This window comes from Streptomyces sp. NPDC033174 (assembly GCF_055577795.1).
Map to the genome: position 1 here is coordinate 367,652 of NZ_JBVIPQ010000007.1, position 15,767 is coordinate 383,418.

Annotated in this window: 15 protein-coding genes and 1 pseudogene; 6 read left to right on the plus strand and 10 right to left on the minus strand. The window is 70.4% G+C overall.

Translation table 11 applies throughout. The annotated features are described in order from the left end of the window. Positions 1-12: 12 nt before the first annotated feature. Positions 13-4,308, minus strand: a complete 4,296-nt coding sequence (locus tag ACZ5VC_RS23650; RefSeq protein WP_469122022.1) for a HAMP domain-containing protein — start codon at positions 4,306-4,308, stop codon at positions 13-15. Between the two features lie 471 nt (positions 4,309-4,779). Between ACZ5VC_RS23650 and ACZ5VC_RS23655 the strand changes: the two genes are divergently transcribed. Then, positions 4,780-4,941: a DUF5670 family protein gene (locus ACZ5VC_RS23655; protein ID WP_468709922.1), complete on the plus strand. Its 162-nt coding sequence runs from the start codon at positions 4,780-4,782 to the stop codon at positions 4,939-4,941. 64 nt (positions 4,942-5,005) lie between these two features. Next, positions 5,006-5,356: a PRC-barrel domain-containing protein gene (locus ACZ5VC_RS23660; RefSeq protein ID WP_468709920.1), complete on the plus strand. Its 351-nt coding sequence runs from the start codon at positions 5,006-5,008 to the stop codon at positions 5,354-5,356. Between the two features lie 189 nt (positions 5,357-5,545). Here the strand turns inward: ACZ5VC_RS23660 and ACZ5VC_RS23665 are convergent, their stop codons facing one another. The 6 genes and pseudogenes from ACZ5VC_RS23665 to ACZ5VC_RS23690 all read right to left on the minus strand — a co-directional run bounded on the left by ACZ5VC_RS23665 (position 5,546) and on the right by ACZ5VC_RS23690 (position 10,386). Next, a complete protein-coding gene (locus ACZ5VC_RS23665; RefSeq protein WP_469122023.1) occupies positions 5,546-6,865 on the minus strand; it encodes a PP2C family protein-serine/threonine phosphatase in 1,320 nt (439 codons plus the stop codon). Continuing rightward, positions 6,838-7,872, minus strand: a complete 1,035-nt coding sequence (locus ACZ5VC_RS23670; protein ID WP_469122024.1) for a SpoIIE family protein phosphatase — start codon at positions 7,870-7,872, stop codon at positions 6,838-6,840. The genes ACZ5VC_RS23665 and ACZ5VC_RS23670 overlap by 28 nt, the downstream gene beginning before the upstream one ends. Next, complete coding sequence (locus ACZ5VC_RS23675; RefSeq protein WP_469122137.1) at positions 7,869-8,339, minus strand: anti-sigma regulatory factor; 471 nt, start codon at positions 8,337-8,339, stop codon at positions 7,869-7,871. The genes ACZ5VC_RS23670 and ACZ5VC_RS23675 overlap by 4 nt, the downstream gene beginning before the upstream one ends. An 18-nt stretch (positions 8,340-8,357) precedes the next feature. Further along, positions 8,358-8,735: pseudogene (locus ACZ5VC_RS23680) on the minus strand (STAS domain-containing protein); the annotation flags it as partial. Further along, positions 8,732-9,610, minus strand: coding sequence for an STAS domain-containing protein (locus ACZ5VC_RS23685; RefSeq protein WP_469122025.1), 879 nt, complete (start codon positions 9,608-9,610; stop codon positions 8,732-8,734). The pseudogene ACZ5VC_RS23680 and the gene ACZ5VC_RS23685, both read right to left, overlap by 4 nt. 275 nt (positions 9,611-9,885) lie before the next feature. Next, on the minus strand, positions 9,886-10,386 hold the full coding sequence (locus ACZ5VC_RS23690) for a MarR family winged helix-turn-helix transcriptional regulator (protein ID WP_468709909.1): 501 nt from the start codon (positions 10,384-10,386) through the stop codon (positions 9,886-9,888). Positions 10,387-10,488: 102 nt separating this feature from the next. Between ACZ5VC_RS23690 and ACZ5VC_RS23695 the strand changes: the two genes are divergently transcribed. Beyond that, the gene (locus ACZ5VC_RS23695; RefSeq protein WP_469122026.1) at positions 10,489-11,655 is read left to right on the plus strand and encodes a PP2C family protein-serine/threonine phosphatase; all 1,167 of its coding nucleotides are present in this window, start codon (positions 10,489-10,491) and stop codon (positions 11,653-11,655) included. A 120-nt stretch (positions 11,656-11,775) separates the two neighbouring features. Here the strand turns inward: ACZ5VC_RS23695 and ACZ5VC_RS23700 are convergent, their stop codons facing one another. Then, positions 11,776-12,096, minus strand: coding sequence for a hypothetical protein (locus tag ACZ5VC_RS23700; protein ID WP_469122027.1), 321 nt, complete (start codon positions 12,094-12,096; stop codon positions 11,776-11,778). Between the two features lie 171 nt (positions 12,097-12,267). Between ACZ5VC_RS23700 and ACZ5VC_RS23705 the strand changes: the two genes are divergently transcribed. Then, positions 12,268-13,038, plus strand: a complete 771-nt coding sequence (locus ACZ5VC_RS23705) for a GAF domain-containing protein (protein ID WP_469122028.1) — start codon at positions 12,268-12,270, stop codon at positions 13,036-13,038. A gap of 25 nt (positions 13,039-13,063) precedes the next feature. Continuing rightward, positions 13,064-13,627 (plus strand): VanZ family protein, encoded by a 564-nt coding sequence (locus ACZ5VC_RS23710; protein WP_469122029.1) that lies wholly within the window; start codon positions 13,064-13,066, stop codon positions 13,625-13,627. 34 nt (positions 13,628-13,661) lie between these two features. Here the strand turns inward: ACZ5VC_RS23710 and ACZ5VC_RS23715 are convergent, their stop codons facing one another. Next, a complete protein-coding gene (locus ACZ5VC_RS23715; protein ID WP_469122030.1) occupies positions 13,662-14,084 on the minus strand; it encodes a DUF6003 family protein in 423 nt (140 codons plus the stop codon). A gap of 201 nt (positions 14,085-14,285) precedes the next feature. On the opposite strand from ACZ5VC_RS23715, the gene ACZ5VC_RS23720 reads away from it, so the two are divergent. After that, on the plus strand, positions 14,286-14,714 hold the full coding sequence (locus tag ACZ5VC_RS23720) for an ATP-binding protein (RefSeq protein WP_469122031.1): 429 nt from the start codon (positions 14,286-14,288) through the stop codon (positions 14,712-14,714). Positions 14,715-14,751: 37 nt separating this feature from the next. Here ACZ5VC_RS23720 and ACZ5VC_RS23725 read toward each other — a convergent pair whose 3' ends face one another. Beyond that, on the minus strand, positions 14,752-15,657 hold the full coding sequence (locus ACZ5VC_RS23725; protein ID WP_469122032.1) for a hypothetical protein: 906 nt from the start codon (positions 15,655-15,657) through the stop codon (positions 14,752-14,754). Positions 15,658-15,767 lie beyond the last annotated feature (110 nt).

Below are 15,767 nucleotides of genomic sequence, written 5' to 3' on the forward strand. Positions count from 1 at the left end.
CCTCGGTGTGCCTCAGTTGTTCAGCCAGCGCCGTACGCAGGCGATGAGGTCGTCGGCGTCCACGGGCTTGGCGACGTAGTCGCTCGCCCCGGATGCCAGGCTCTTCTCACGGTCACCCGGCATGGCCTTGGCCGTGACCGCGATGATGGGCAGCTTGGCGTGGGCGGGTTCGGCCCGGATGGCGGCGGTGGCCGCGTAGCCGTCCATCTCCGGCATCATCACGTCCATCAGGATCAGGCCGATCTCGGGGTGCTCGCGCAGGGCCTCGATGCCCTTGCGGCCGTTCTCGGCGTGCAGCACCTCGATGCCGTGGAGCTCCAGGATGCCGCTGATGGCGTAGAGGTTGCGGGCGTCGTCGTCCACGACCAGGACGGTGTGGCCCAGCAGGCTCCCGTCGATGGGCTGTGAGGACGGCCTGCGCGTCTCCTCCGGACGTACGAGGGGCAGGACGTCGCCCGGCTCGTCCGCCGACAGGTGCAGGGCGATGCGTTCGCGCAGCTCGTCCAGGCTCGACAGCAGTTCGAGCGGCCGGCTGCCGGCCCGGGACTGGAGGCTCTCCTCCTGCGCCGGGTCCAGCCGACGGCTGTTGTGCGCGAGGACGGGCACGGTCATGACGGCGGCGTCACCGTCCATGGCCTCCAGGAAGCGCATGGCCTCGCCACTGGGCATGTCCAGTTCCAGGACGACGCAGTGGAACGGCGCCGTGGCCAGGCTGGCGGCGGCCTCCTGAGCGCCGACGGCGGTGATGACCTCGATGTCGTCCCGGCGCTCGCCCAGATCCTGGGGCCCGGAGACATCGGCCACCGCGCTCTCGGCGACCAGGGACAGCAGCCCCCGCGCGCGTTCCTCCACGACCAGGAGCCGGCGCTTCTGCCGCGGCAGGGGAACCGGGCGGGCCGTCTGCTGCTCGCCACCGGCCGTGCCGTGCGCCGCGAGTGCCCCCTGCGAAGAACCGGCGGAGTGCGCCCCCCAGTCCGTGCGCGCCACCGGCAGGAAGAGGGTGAACGTGCTGCCCTTGCCCTGGACGCTCTCGGCGACGACCGCGCCACCGAGCAGATGCGCGATCTCCCTGCTGATGGAGAGCCCCAGGCCCGTACCGCCGTACTTGCGGCTCGTGGTGCCGTCGGCCTGCTGGAAGGCGCCGAAGATCGTCTCCAGCTGCTGCTCGGAGATGCCGATGCCGGTGTCCTTCACACGGAAGGCCACGACACCCTCGCCGCGCTGCACGGAGGCGGGGAGCTCCTCCTGCCGCGCCGGCTCGATGCGCAGCTCGACACTGCCCTGCTCGGTGAACTTGACCGCGTTCGACAGCAGGTTGCGCAGGACCTGCCGCAGCCGCGAGTCGTCGGTCAGGACGTCCGTCGGAACACCGGGCGCCGTGCTGATCGTGAACGCGAGGTTCTTCTGCGTGGTCATCGGACGGAACGTGGCCTCGACGTAGTCGAGCAGCTGACGCAGCTGGACCGGCTCCGGGTTGATGTCCATCTTGCCCGCCTCGACCTTCGACAGGTCCAGGATGTCGTTGATCAGCTGGAGCAGGTCCGAGCCGGCGGAGTGGATGATCCCGGCGTACTCGACCTGCTTCGGGGTGAGATTGCGCGTCGGGTTCTGCGCCAGCAGCTGAGCGAGGATGAGCAGGCTGTTGAGCGGCGTGCGCAGCTCGTGGCTCATGTTCGCGAGGAACTCGGACTTGTACTTGGAGGCCAGCGACAGCTGCTGCGCCCTGGTCTCCAGCTCCTGCCGCGCCTGCTCGATCTCGAGGTTCTTGGTCTCGATGTCGCGGTTCTGCGAGGCGAGCAGCGCCGCCTTCTCCTCCAGCTCCGCGTTGGAGCGCTGCAACTCCTCCTGCTGGTCCTGGAGTTCCTCCGAACGGGCACGCAGCTCGCTCGCCAACCGCTGCGACTCGCCCAGCAGTTCATCGGTACGGGCGTTGGCGACGATCGTGTTGACGTTGACGCCGACGGTCTCCATCAGCTGCTCGAGGAAGCGCCGGTGCACCGGAGTGAAGGGGGTGAAGGACCCCAGCTCGATGACGCCCAGCACCTGGTCCTCGACGACGATCGGGAGCACGATGAGGCTGCCCGGGGCCGTCCGGCCGAGACCGGAGGAGATGGTGACGTAGTCGCCGGGCACGCCGTCGGCGGCGATCGTACGTCTGCTCCGCGCCGCCTGCCCCACCAGCGACTCACCCAGCTTGAAGCGGGTGTGCCCGTCGAAGTCGGCCGGGCGTCCGTACGAGCCGACGAGGGTGAGCTCGGTGCCCCCGGATGCCTCCTCCGCCAGGTAGAAGGCGCCGTACTGGGCGGACACCAGCGGGGTCAGCTCGTCCATCACCAGCTCGGCGACCACGGCGAGGTCGCGGTGGCCCTGCATCAGGCTGGAGATGCGTGCCAGGTTGGACTTCAGCCAGTCCTGTTCTTGGTTCGCCCGGGTCGTCTCGCGCAGGGACCCCACCATCGAGTTGATGTTGTCCTTCAGCTCGGCGACCTCGCCGGAGGCGTCCACGGTGATGGAGCGGGTCAGGTCGCCCTCCGCGACGGCGCTCGTGACCTCGGCGATGGCGCGCACCTGGCGGGTCAGGTTCCCGGCCAGTTCGTTGACGTTCTCCGTCAGCCGCTTCCACGTACCCGAGACGCCCTCGACCTCGGCCTGGCCGCCGAGGCGGCCCTCGCTGCCCACTTCGCGGGCGACGCGGGTGACCTCGGCGGCGAAGGAGGACAGCTGGTCGACCATCGTGTTGATGGTCGTCTTGAGTTCCAGGATCTCGCCGCGCGCGTCGACGTCGATCTTCTTCGACAGGTCGCCGTTGGCGACGGCGGTCGTGACCAGAGCGATGTTGCGCACCTGGCCGGTCAGGTTGTTCGCCATCGAGTTGACGTTGTCGGTGAGGTCCTTCCAGGTGCCCGCGACGTTCGGCACCCGGGCCTGGCCGCCGAGGCGGCCCTCGGTGCCCACCTCGCGGGCCACGCGGGTGACCTCGTCGGCGAAGGCGGAGAGCGTGTCCACCATGGTGTTGATCACGCCGGCGAGGGCGGCGACCTCACCCTTGGCCTCGACGGTGATCTTCTGGGAGAGGTCGCCCTTGGCGACGGCGGTGGCGACCTGCGCGATGGAGCGCACCTGGCCGGTGAGGTTGGACGCCATGACGTTGACGTTGTCGGTGAGGTCCTTCCAGGTGCCCGACACACCGCGCACGGTGGCCTGGCCGCCGAGGTTGCCCTCGGTGCCCACCTCGCGGGCGACGCGGGTGACTTCGTCGGCGAAGGAGGAGAGCTGGTCGACCATCGTGTTGATGGTGTCCTTCAGCTCCAGGATCTCGCCGCGCGCGGTGACGGTGATCTTCTGGGAGAGGTCGCCCTTGGCGACGGCGGTGGCGACCTGGGCGATGGAGCGGACCTGCGCGGTGAGGTTGCCGGCCATGGAGTTGACGGAGTCGGTCAGGTCGCGCCAGGTGCCGGAGACGCCCTTCACATCGGCCTGGCCCCCGAGCTGGCCCTCGGTCCCCACCTCCCGCGCCATGCGCGTGACTTCGTCGGCGAAGGAGGAGAGCTGGTCGACCATCGTGTTGATGGTGTTCTTCAGCTGGAGGATCTCGCCGCGCGCGTCGACGTCGATCTTCTGGGAGAGGTCGCCCTTGGCGACGGCGGTCGTGACCTGGGCGATGTTGCGTACCTGGTCGGTGAGGTTGCCGGCCATGAAGTTCACCGAGTCGGTCAGGTCCCGCCAGACGCCCGCGACACCGGTCACCTCGGCCTGACCGCCCAGCTGGCCCTCGCTGCCCACCTCGCGCGCGACGCGGGTGACTTCGTCGGCGAAGGAGGAGAGCTGGTCGACCATCGTGTTGACGGTCTCCTTCAGCTGGAGGATCTCGCCGCGCGCGTCCACGTCGATCTTCTGGGAGAGATCGCCCTTGGCCACGGCGGTGGCGACCTGGGCGATGTCACGCACCTGGGCGGTCAGATTGCCCGCCATCGCGTTGACCGAGTCGGTGAGGTCCGCCCACGTACCGGAGACGCCCGGTACCTCGGCCTGGCCGCCGAGTGTGCCCTCGGTACCCACCTCGCGCGCCACGCGCGTCACCTCGGAGGTGAACAGCGACAGCTGGTCGACCATGCCGTTGAACACGGTGGCGATCTCGCCGAGCAGCCCGTCCGCCTCGTCCGGCAGCCTCGTGCCGAAATCGCCGTCGCGCACGGCCGTGAGCCCTGCCAGTAGTTGCCGCAGCTCCGGTTCGCCCACCTTGCCGCTCTCCCGGGAAGGACGCGAACGATGCACAGGACGTGAGCCTTCGGCCACCGTCTCTGCCATAACAACCTCGTTCCGCTCGGATGCCACGACGAAAGACCCGGCAGGGGCGCGCCACCGAGGTGGCATGTTCACCGCCAAGTCTTTTCGGGACTTAACCATTGCCGTACGACAAAATACGTCGCAGGCTAACGCACGGGTGATGACCTGGGCAATCGAGCATCAGGCCGCTTTCCGGCCGGGCTGACCGGATCCAGGGGCTTCCCGTGGCGGTCCCCGGCGAGGGCGGACCCCGGCGGCGCCGGCTCCCCGCAGGCCACCGCCCCGCCCTCAGGCCCCCTGGCCGGGCCCAACCGCGCTCCTGATGCCCGCACCGGCCCGCCCGGGCCGGGCGGTGGACGGCTCCGCCGGGAAAGTGCGATCCCTGTCACATGCCGCCGGAATGGGGCGAAGCGGTCCGGGGAAATTGCGATTCAACTCGACAGGTGTGGTCCGCATGTTCGGGGGCACCATCGATTCCGGAGGTTGATAAACATGGTTCCCCTGCTTCTGGTACTCCTGCTCATCCTGATCCTCTTCGGTGCGGGCTTCGCGCTGAAGGCCCTTTGGTGGATCGCGGTCGTGCTTCTCGTCCTGTGGCTGATCGGGTTTGTCGCCCGCCCCCGGGGCGGAAGTGGCCGCTGGTATCGCTGGTAGGGCGAAAAGCGGTCGGACGGCAGAACGAATCCGACAGAATCTCCATTCCGCGAGGAAGGTGCTCATGACTGACAACATCTGGGGTTACCGCCAGGCGTCCGGCCGTCTCGACGGCGTGTCGCTGGAGGGCTACAAGGTCGAGGCCACGGACGGCAGCATCGGCAAGGTCGACAAGCACTCCGACGAGGTCGGCTCCTCCTATCTGGTGGTGGACACCGGCCCCTGGATCTTCGGCAAGCACGTGCTCCTGCCCGCCGGCACGGTGACCCGCATCGACGTCGACGAGAAGGCGATCCACGTGGATCGCACCAAGGAGCAGATCAAGGACGCCCCGGAGTTCCACCCGGACAAGCATCTGGAGGACCCGGAATACCACCGGACGATCGGCGGCTATTACGGCGGCCCTCTCCTCTGACGTGCCTGAATCGCATTCGTCGGGGCGGCACCTTTCGAGGTGCCGCCCCAGCGGTGTTTCTTGTGGCCGGGTAAATCGAGAAGGGGAATCAAGAACGGCAATCAACGGCGGCAATCAACGGCGGGAATCAACGGCGGAAACGGCGGAAACGGCGGAAATCAAGGAGAAGGGGAATCATGGACGGGGTGATCAAGAAACCGTCGCGTCGCGCGAGCCCAGACGGATGGCGATGGCGAGCGTGTCATCGGGGTGCAGAACACGCGTGAGAATGTCCTCGGCAATGGCACCCGGAATATCGGCGGTGGGCTCCCCGCGATGCCGCAGGACCGACTTCAGAAGAAGCTCCTCCCCCAGCCGGGGGTCGCGACGGTTCTCCGTGAGGCCGTCCGTATAGAGGAGGACCAGATCTCCGGCCTCCAGGGTGGTGGTGAGCACACGTTCACTGCCCGGCTGCGGATAGCCGATGCCGCGGCCCCGCACCTCGAGGTACGCGCCCGTCCCGTCCGGGCGGACCAGGAGCGCGGGCGGGTGGCTGCCATTGGCCAGTTTCAGCTCGCCCGTGGCGGGGTCGAGGCGCGCCAGGAGCAGGGTTGCCATGACGTTCTCGTCGAACGGCGTCAGGATCTCGTCCGTGCGCGCCACGATCGTCTCCAGCGGGTGGCCCTCCAGCGCAAGCGTCCGTACGGCGTGGGTCACCGTCAGGGCGGTGCGCGTACTGGTGACACCGTGGCCCAGGGCATCGACGACGGTGACGTGGATGGTGCCGTCCGGCAGGGCGAACCAGTCGTACAGGTCCCCGCCGGTGGGGTCGTCGTCGCCGGCGGGCGCGTAGTGGACGGCGATTTCGGCCCCGTCCACCTTCAGGGGGCGGGGGCGCAGCGCGTCCTCGAGGGCTCGCAGTGTGCGGCCGTGCGCCTTGCGCAGGTGCTCGTCCCGCTCTTCCAGCTGGACATAGAGGGCGAGGAACCCGCTGTTGGTCTCGGCGAGCTCGTTCTCCAGACGGCGGTACGCCTCCGAGAGGGCGTCGGCCCGTGCGAGGGCGGCGCGGAGCTCCTCCTCCATCAGTGCCAGATCGGCGTGGCCGTTGTCCGGTGACGCCGTGACGAGCGCCTGGGCGGGGCGTCCCGCCGGCGGAGGGCTCGGCGACGGCAGCACGATGCGCCCGGACCGGTCGGGGTGCTCGAGGTCCGGGGGAAGCGGCAGATGCCAGACGATTGTGCCGTCGGCCGTCGCGCATCCCGGCAGAGGGAGTCGGTCGGGATCCGGGGTGGCACCCACGCCCTGCCGCGGGAAACCCAGCGCGATAGTGAGCCGGCCCGGGCCGTCACCGGTCGACTCATGAGCGGTGGTGAGGGTGACGTGGCGTCCGTGGCCCAGCGGGACGGCGGACACCTCACTGAGCGTCAGTACGAGCCGGGCTCTCTGCTCGGCGGGGAGCCGGTGCGTGAGGGCGATGCTCCGTGCCGTGCGTCGCAGGGCGCTCAGCGTACGGAAAGTGTCTCGGGACATGTGACCCCTTGGAGGGGGCCGAACGCGAGGACGGTGGCGTCGTCGCGACGGCGGCGGTGGGTGTGGAGCAGCGAGGCGGCCAGGAGCGACGGGGGCAGCCCGGAGGGCGGGGAGGGCGCCGCGTGCGTCCAGCGGTGGTCGATGCCGTCGGTGTGCACCACGATGACGGAGGGGCAGGAGTGGAGCCCCAGCGTGCGCACGCGAGGGTCCGGCATGGTGTATCCCACTATTCCCGGCTGCCCGGTGAGCTGCTGGTCGACACCCTCAGGGGTGAGCGTCACAGCGCGCACATTGCCGATGCCGCAGTACTCGGCCCGGTCCGCGTGGACACGTACGGCCGCCGCCGCCGCGCCCCGGGTGTGACGCAGCGCCTTGTGCAGCGCCGTGAGGATTTCCGGCAGCGGCTGATCCGCGCGGGGGACGAACGTGCGCACCGCGAGCCGGCTGGCGCTCGCGGCCTCGGGGCCGTGGCCCACCCCGTCCAGGACGAGCCCGGTCCAGGCGTCCCCCCGGCGGACGACGGCGTATCCGTCTCCGCATTCCTGCTCACCGGCCGCCGGAAGGCACAACGCCCCTACGTCGGCGGGCCGTCGCGCCCCGCCCGGACCGGCGAGCCAGGCGTGCGCGACGGTTCCGAACCCGGGTTCGGAGCGGAAGGTGAAGTCGGTCGCGATGCGCCGTACCGCTCCGAGGCCGGCCCCGAGGGTGTTGGTGGTGGTGTATCCGTCGGTGAAGCTCAGGGCGATGTCGGCGATGCCGGGTCCCCGGTCCACGCCGATGATGTCCAGGCCGGACCCCCGGGCGGCCGGCTGCAGATACACCGCGCCGGCGCGGGCGTGTTTGTCGATGTTGCTGGCGAGTTCGCTGGCGAGGACCGCCGCCTGCTCGGGCAGCGCCCCGGGCATCGCGCAGGCGCGCGCGAGGTCCTGGGCGCGCTGCGCCGCCATCGACACGGCGCTGTGGTGATCGATGGGGACGAGTGACGTCGGCGTGGAGGACGTGTTCACGGCCGGGTGTTCCAGCGCAGGGCGGTGACGGTGGTGCCTTGTCCAGGAGCCGTGCGGACATGGAACTCGTCCATGAGGCGCCGGGCGCCGCCCAGGCCGTACCCCAGGCCCGCGCCGGAGGTGTAGCCGTCCCTGAAGGCCTTGTCCAGGTCCGCGATGCCGGGGCCCTGGTCCGTCACGCACAGCCGCAGGCCACACCGTCCGGCCCGCTGGACGAGCTCGATCGCGAGCGTCCCGCCGCCGCCGTGCACATAGGCGTTGCGGGCCAGTTCACTCGCGGCCGTGACGATGCGGGTCTGGTCCACCAGACCGAATCCGGCGCGCTGTGTGACGGCGCGGACGGCGTGCCGCGCGGTGAGCAGGTCCTCCTCGGCGCGGAGTTGGTGCGTGACGGGTCCGGTGCGGTCCTGTTCCTCGGCTTCCGCGCCGGGAGCCGGAGCCCGGCCGAGGTCACTGGAGGGAAGCACCCGGGGCTCCCTTCGAAGGGGGGGGGGAGTACGGGACCAGCCCAGAGCGGCCATGGCCCGCTCGGCGTTGAGCGCGGTCTCCACGCCGGGGAGTCGCAGCCCCGCCTCGACCAGGGTGATGGCGACGGCCGGCCGCGTACCGGCCACCACGACCCTGGCGCCCAACAGCCTTGCGGTGGTGGTGAGTTCTATGAGAGTCCGGGCGACGAACGAGTCGATGAGTTCCAGCTGCGAGATGTCGATCAGGACGCCCCGCGCCCGGTCGGAGACGACCCGCTGAGTCAGTTCCTCGGTGAACGCCACGGCCGCTTTGTCGTCGAGTTCGTCGAGCAGACCGGTGACGAGGACGTCGCCCAGACGCAGGATCGGTACGCCTCCGTAGGAGGAGCCGGTCACCGGGCGGCCGTGGAACCGGCCAGGTGCGCGGACCGGCCGGTCAGGGAGATGGCGGCGGCGAGCGCGTCGGCGAGGGTCGCGCGCGTGAGGATGGGCGAGAGGTCGATGCCCAACTGGGCGATGATCTGGGCGATCGGCGGGCGGATGCCGCTGATCAGACAGTCCGCGCCCATCAGCCGCACGGCGTTGACCGTCTGCATCAGATGGTGGGCCACCGCCGTGTCCACCGTCGGGACGCCGCTGATGTCGATGATCGCCACCTGGGCCTCTTCCCGCTGGATGGCCTCCAGGAGGTTCTCCATGACCACCTGCGTACGGCTGGTGTCCAGCGCACCGATCAACGGGACGGCCAACACCTTGTCCCACAGGCGTACGACGGGAGTCGACACGTCGAGCAGCTGCCGGCTCTGCCGCCGGATGATCTCCTCGCGCCCCTCCACGTACGTGGTGAAGGACAGCGCACCCGCGGCGTCCACCAGCCGGTTGACGACCAGGACGGCGGAGTACAGCGTGTCGGCGTCGCGCGTGACCTGCTGGACGGTCTCCAGCAGCGCCTCCTTCAGCGCCAGGATCGCCATCGCCGTCGCGGTCGGCGAGGCGCCGCCCCGCGCGCGGCGCAGGGAGAGTTCGGTGACCGCCTGCCGCAGGGCCGGATGAGCGGCGACGACGCGCTCGGTGCGCTGGTCCGACTCCAGGCCGGAGCGCAGCGCTTCGACCACGGCGTCGGCCTCCTCGCGCAGCTCGATCTCGGTGATGCCGGTCCCCAGCACCGCCTGCTCGAGTTGCAACTGGACCCAGCGGTCGGCCACTTTCTCACTCTGCTCGCGCAGCGCGGCGCTGACATGGAGCCGCGCCTCGGTGTCCTGGACGCTCATGCGATCCCACCTTCGCAATAGTTGTCGCAGGGAAAAAGTTAGCGGAGGCCTGGGGATCATCGGAAGTCGCCCACCTGGGGAGGGGGTCGACGGAGCCACCCTGCGGGGGAGGGGTGGCGGGGGGCCCATATGCCCTCAACAGTTGCAGTTTGACAACTGTATGCCTGAGGAAACACTCTTTCCCCGTGCGGATCGCGTGCGCCCTCCGCACGTTCAGAGGAGAGACGAAGGCTGGTGACGGGTGAAGCGGTCGACGTGCCGACCGCGTGGAGCGGTCAGGCGGACTCCGCCGCACCCGGGTGCACCGTGTCCCTCTTCGGAGTGGAGTCCTCCACGGCGGAACAGAAGCCGTTCAGCCCGTCCACGAGGGAAGCGCGCTCGGCCCCCGTCATGGCGGAGACGACTTCGAGCAGGGCGATTTCCCGACGCGAGCGCAGGTCCTTTAGGTAACTTTCTCCACGGTTCGACAAACGCAGCTCGAGTTCGCGGCGGCTGGCGGAGCTGGCGGACCGTTCGATGAAGCCCAATGCATCGAGACGGTCGCACATGCGACTCACCGAAGACGGCGCCGATCCGAGAATGTCACCCAACGTGCGCAGATTGATCGGCTGCTCGCGATCCAGGATGTACAGCACGCGCAGTTGCGAGGACGAGACCGGGCCCGCCGACGCCATGTCCCGGCCCTTGTTCCAGAGCACTTCCAGCAGCTCGATGATCTCCCCAGTGGCGCGCACGGCAGCCTGCCGACCGTCGCCAGAAGAAGTCTCGGGATGCATGCCCCCAACTGTGACACTTCGCAACGGCCCTGTCAGTCGCTGAGACATAAGAGGCCAACCGCTCCTTTTGCTCTATCTTCATGAATAGGTGGTAATCGAACGGTGGACAGATTCAAGGCTGTGGAACGGGCTTTGCGCGGTTCCGCGCCCCACGCTCTCGTGAACGCAGTGCGGGACGCGCTCATCGCCCACTACACAGCCGCCTCCGTTGACCTGCTCATGGCCGACTACGCGATGACCATACTGCAACCGGTCCACGCGCTCCCCTACACCGCGGACCCGGTTCCTGTCCACAACAGCGGGCCGGGGCGGGCCTTCGGGGCCCAGCAACCCTACGTGGAGAAGCAGGACCGGACCAGCCAGGTGACCGCCCACTTTCCCGTGAGCGTGCGGGGCGACCGCATGGGCGTCCTCACCGTCTGCCTCCCCGCCGACGCGTACACGGCGGAAGTGGAATACGAGCTTCAGGAGATCGCCGAGGTCCTCGGCCACGAGATCGTCGTCGCCGAGCGGGACACGGACCTCTACCTCCAGGCCAGCCGGGCGAGCCGGCTCACCCTCGCCGCGGAGATGCAGTGGCAGCTCCTGCCCGGCCGCTCCTGCGCCCGCCCCGAGTACGAGATCGGCGCCCAGCTGGAACCCGCCTACGCCATCTTCGGAGACAACTTCGACTGGTCCACCTCCGAGAACCACCTCACCCTGACCGTCACCAACGGCATGGGGGAGGGCATCGAGGCCGCCCTCCTCACCAATCTCGCGGTCAACGCGCTGCGCAACGCCCGGCGTGCCGGGCTGTCGCTGGTCGATCAGGCGTTCCTCGCGGACCAGGCCGTCTACGGGCACTACCAGGGGAGAGTCCACCTCTCCGTACTGCTGTTGCGCTTCGACCTGGCCACCGGCGAGGTCGAGATCGTGGACGCCGGATCGCCGAAGATGTGGCGCCTGAGGCAGGGGAAGGCCGAGCCGATCGAGCTCGAGGCGCAGCTGCCCCTGGGCATGTTCGAGGACAGCATCTACACGGCCGAGGCCCTCCGTGTCCTGCCCGGGGACCGGCTGTTCTTCCTCAGCGACGGCGTCTACGACGTGACCTCACCGGCGGGCGAGCGCTACAGCGAGAAGGCGCTGGCCCGGGCCATCGCCGCGACCCGGCTGCTCCCGCCCTCCCAGGTGCCCGGGGCGGTGCTCAAGGAACTCGCGGGACATCGCGGGCCGATCGACGCGGAGGACGACGCCATGGTCGTCTGCCTCGACTGGCACGGGCGGCCGTAACCGCCGTACGCCGCGGACGCGGGGAGGGTTCGCGTACGAGCCGGTTGCCGATGGCAACCGGCGCCGTGCTCCTGGGCCCGTCAGGGACCTGTCACGGGGCGTGCCGGCGCGGCCCGCCCGTCAGGGGGCCTCGTCGCGGTGGCCGCAGACCCAGGCCAGGGCGTCGTGGACGCCGCGGCTGTAGTCCCGCAGCCCCGGGCGCCCGGTGGGATCCTCCATCTGCACCACGGCCGCGTCCACCTCGGCCGTCAGTATTTTCAAGTCCGGCACGCCCTCCGCGACGCCCGCCCCCGTGACCGGCCCGCGCTCCACGCGCCCCAGCGACCACTGGTAGGCCGCCGACGCCCCGCTGGAGAACTGCGGCGCCCGGGCGCCCTCGGTCGCGTGGGCCTCCAGCCGCCGCCTGGCCCGCTCGACGTCGGCGTAGGCGCGCGTGCCCACCCGTGGTTCCTCGCTCCGTGCCCTCCGATGAATGGTCATACCGCTACGCCTACCCGGCCGGGTGCCCGTGATGTGCCTCCGGCGGCCCACCGATGAAGGCCGTTCGCACAGAGCAGACATGACGTCGCCGAGGAGTGGTAGACGAACCCTCAACCGTTGAGGGATGGAGCCATGGAGGAACCACCATCGATCGTGCATGACGTCTCCGTCGCCGCCGCCGTGGGGCGGCGCGCCCTGCCGCAGCGACTCTGTACCGCGTTCACGCAGGCGCTCGGCGCTCGCCGCGCGGCCCTTTCGCTGCTGCCGCGTCTGGAGAACTGGCAACTTCTTCACGCCACCGACGAGTCGGCCCTGCAGGGCGAGGCGGCCCAGTTCGCCCTGGCCGACGGCCCCTCGATCAGTGCCGCACTCGAGATGCGGCCCGTTCTCGTGCCGGACCTGCGCGACTACCACAGCCGCACCGGTCCCCGGCTCGCCGAGGATCTCCCCGATGTCCAGCGCGTACTGGCGCTCCCGCTGCACGCCCAGCACACACCGATCGGCGTGATCTGCCTGTACTACACCGAAGCCACCCGGGTGACGGGCAGCCACATCGCCGACGCGCAGTCCGCCGCCGGGTTCGCCCTGGAGGCGCTGCTGCGCTGGCGGCCCGTGCACGCCGGATCCGACTGCCGGCGGCCGGTGTGGACCACCGACACCCGGGCGGCGCGCTGGGAACGCATTCACCGGGCCGCCGACTATGTCGCGGCCAGAGAAGGGTGCCCCGTCGCGGAGGCCCTGGTGTGGCTGCAGGAGGTCAGCGCGCGGGACGGCGTGTCGCTGCTCGATGTGGCGGACCTCGTCCTCCAGCCGTCGCGGATGCACGCGACGCACTCCGGGTTCCCGGAGCGGGCCGATCCTGACCACGGACCGGACCGACCCGACCGCTCCGACCGACCCTGACCAGATCCCGACAAGGGGGCACGAGATGGCACGGACCGTTCCGCACCGCTGGACCGGGAAGGGATCAGGGCGGCAGCCGAGCGCCGAGAGAACCGGACTCTCTCCCGTGGCGCGCGCCGCGGCCATGCTGGTCGCCTTCGGGGCGACGGTCGGATTCGCGGTGGTGCTGGCCCGTCTGACGCTGGAGCCCTCGGCCGCCTCCGAGGCGCTGACGCACACCAACCTGCGACCGGGCGACTCGATCCGGCAGTACCTCGCGCAGCCCGCGTTCCGCGACACCGTCAAGCAGCTCGGCGGCAACATCGCCTTGGGCATCCCCTTCGGGCTGCTCCTGCCGGTACTGGCGCCGCGGACCAGGGGACGCATCCGCATCACGGTGGTCACGGCGCTGGTCATGACACTCGTCGAACTGATCCAGGGCGCCCTCATCACCGGGCGCGCCTTCGACATCGACGACGTCCTGCTCAACACCGCGGGCGCCCTGCTGGGGTACCTCCTGATGGGTCGCAGGCTGGCGCGGGCCGTTCATCCCCGGCGTGCCCGCTGGTGGCACCGCTTCACCCGGCGGTCCCGGGCCCCCGCCGGATGACCCGGCGGACGCCGGTCACTCCCCCGCGGCCCGCTCACACGGTCAGACGGGCGATGTCCTCGGCGGGGAGGCCCGTGAGCTGAGCGATGCGCGGCGCGGGGACGCCGGCGGCCAGGGCCCGGTGCACCAGCGCCTCCCAGTCCTGGGTCGTGTCCCGGAACTCCAGGAGCTCGGCCTCCATGTCGGTGACGGACTGCGGCGCGCCCTGCTGCCGCACCCGTACCGTCTCCTCCTGCGTCAGCGGGACGGGCAGGCGCTCGGCATCGGCGGGGATGAAGAGCTTCGCCTCCGACGGCAGGATCCTGACCCGCTCCGAAGAGGCGGACACCTGGTGCGCGTCCAGCCAGGCCCGTACGGCCGGGGTCTCGGCGCACTCCAGACCGCCGACGGCGCCCAGCGCGGCGCCGAGCCGGGGGTGACGCTCAGGAATCAGGAACAGGTACGCGTCATCGGACATCGGGGAGCATCGCCTTCTCTCTCGGGCCTTCTCGGGCCTGTGCCGGATTCGGTGCCGGGGCTCGCGCGCCGGGCATCGGGGTGTCGAAGATTCCCCCCATCCGTGCGGCTACACCCGCTTTCCCCAGGTTCCCGGAGATGTTGAAAAGTCCGTTTTCGGGGCAAGCGTTTCTGTCCGACCACAGCTACGAGGAGGGACTTTGTGGACGCCCATACGCGATTGGCCACCGGGCCGCCGGGCCACGCGGTCCTCGAAAGGCGACCGGAAGCGATCGCCCACGCGCGGGATGTCGCCCGCGCCTTCCTGCGCGCGCTCACGCCCGCCGTGGACGCCCAGGTCGGTGCGAGCGTCGAACTCGTGGTGTCCGAACTGGTCACCAACGCCGTGCGGCACGCTCGGGGCGCCACGTGCGGGCTGCGCCTGGAGGCGCGGCGCGACGCCGTCACCGTTGCCGTCACCGACGCGGACCCTCGTCCGCCCCGGGAGCGGACCCCGGACCTCACGGGCGGCACCGGCGGATTCGGCTGGCCGATGGTGCGCAATGTGGCCGAGACGGTCACCGTGGTCCCCGGCCCCCGGGGCAAGACCGTTCGCGCGGTACTGCTCCGCCACGGCCCCGGCGGGGCGTGATCCCGCCGGGCGCGGCGCGCGGCGTCGGCGGCTCCGCTCAGGCCGGCGGTCGCAGGGCCGCGCGCAGAGTCAGCCCGTGGTGGCGGCGCAGCCGGTACAGCTCCCAGCAGGAGAGGGCCGACACCGTCACCGGCGCCCCGAGGATGAAGACGAGGCGGGCGAGCGGCGGGACGTTCGGATAGGCGCCGGTCACCAGGTCCAGGAGCGCCATCTCCCACACCAGAACGGTGGCGAGGGCCGGGGGCACGAGCTCGTGGATGTCCGCGGTACGGAAGACGTGGACGAGCGAGAGACCGATGCCGTACACGGCGAATCCGAGTGACCACAGGCACATCAGCCCGAGGACGATCTTCCCGGGCAGTCCGACCAGGTCCCGCACCGGCTGCAGCTCGGGCGCCATCGCGAGGGGGAAGGTGAACATGGAGCCCATCAGGGCGAACACCGCACCCGCGGGCCGCAGCGACCGGCGCAGATAGACGCGCCGCGTGGGCCCCCGGGTGGCCGCGACGAACGAACCGATCACGACGGGAAACGTACACACCAGGACGAGGACGCTGGACCAGCTCTGGTCGAAGCGGTCCGAGGCGACGGCCTCGGCCTGCTGCGCGTTGCTGACGGCGGTGTACGTGAGCGTCAGCGCGAGCCACGCCGCCGCGCCCAGCGCCGTCCGCCACAACTGGAGCTTGCGGACGGTGGGGTCCTCGATGACACCGGGGCGCGAGGGCCGGAAGACCCGCTGGGCCGCGTACAGCGGATTGAAGACGAAGCGGACGGTCCTCTGGCGCCGGGTCGGTGGGAGAGGCTGCGGTGGTCCGGGTGGCCACGGGCCGCCGTACGGGCCCTGGGGGTAAGGCCCTTGAGGATACGGGCGTGGGGGGTGGGGATGCTGCGGCGGAACGGGTGGCCGCGACGGGCCGTAGGGGCCGAGGGCGTTGGGTGGCACCGGCGGATACGGTCCGCGATGGGGGCCGGGTCCCGGCGGAACCGGAAACCCGCCTCCTCCGTGTCCGCTCACGCCACGTGCCCCCGTAGTCCCGTCGGATCAGCCACCGG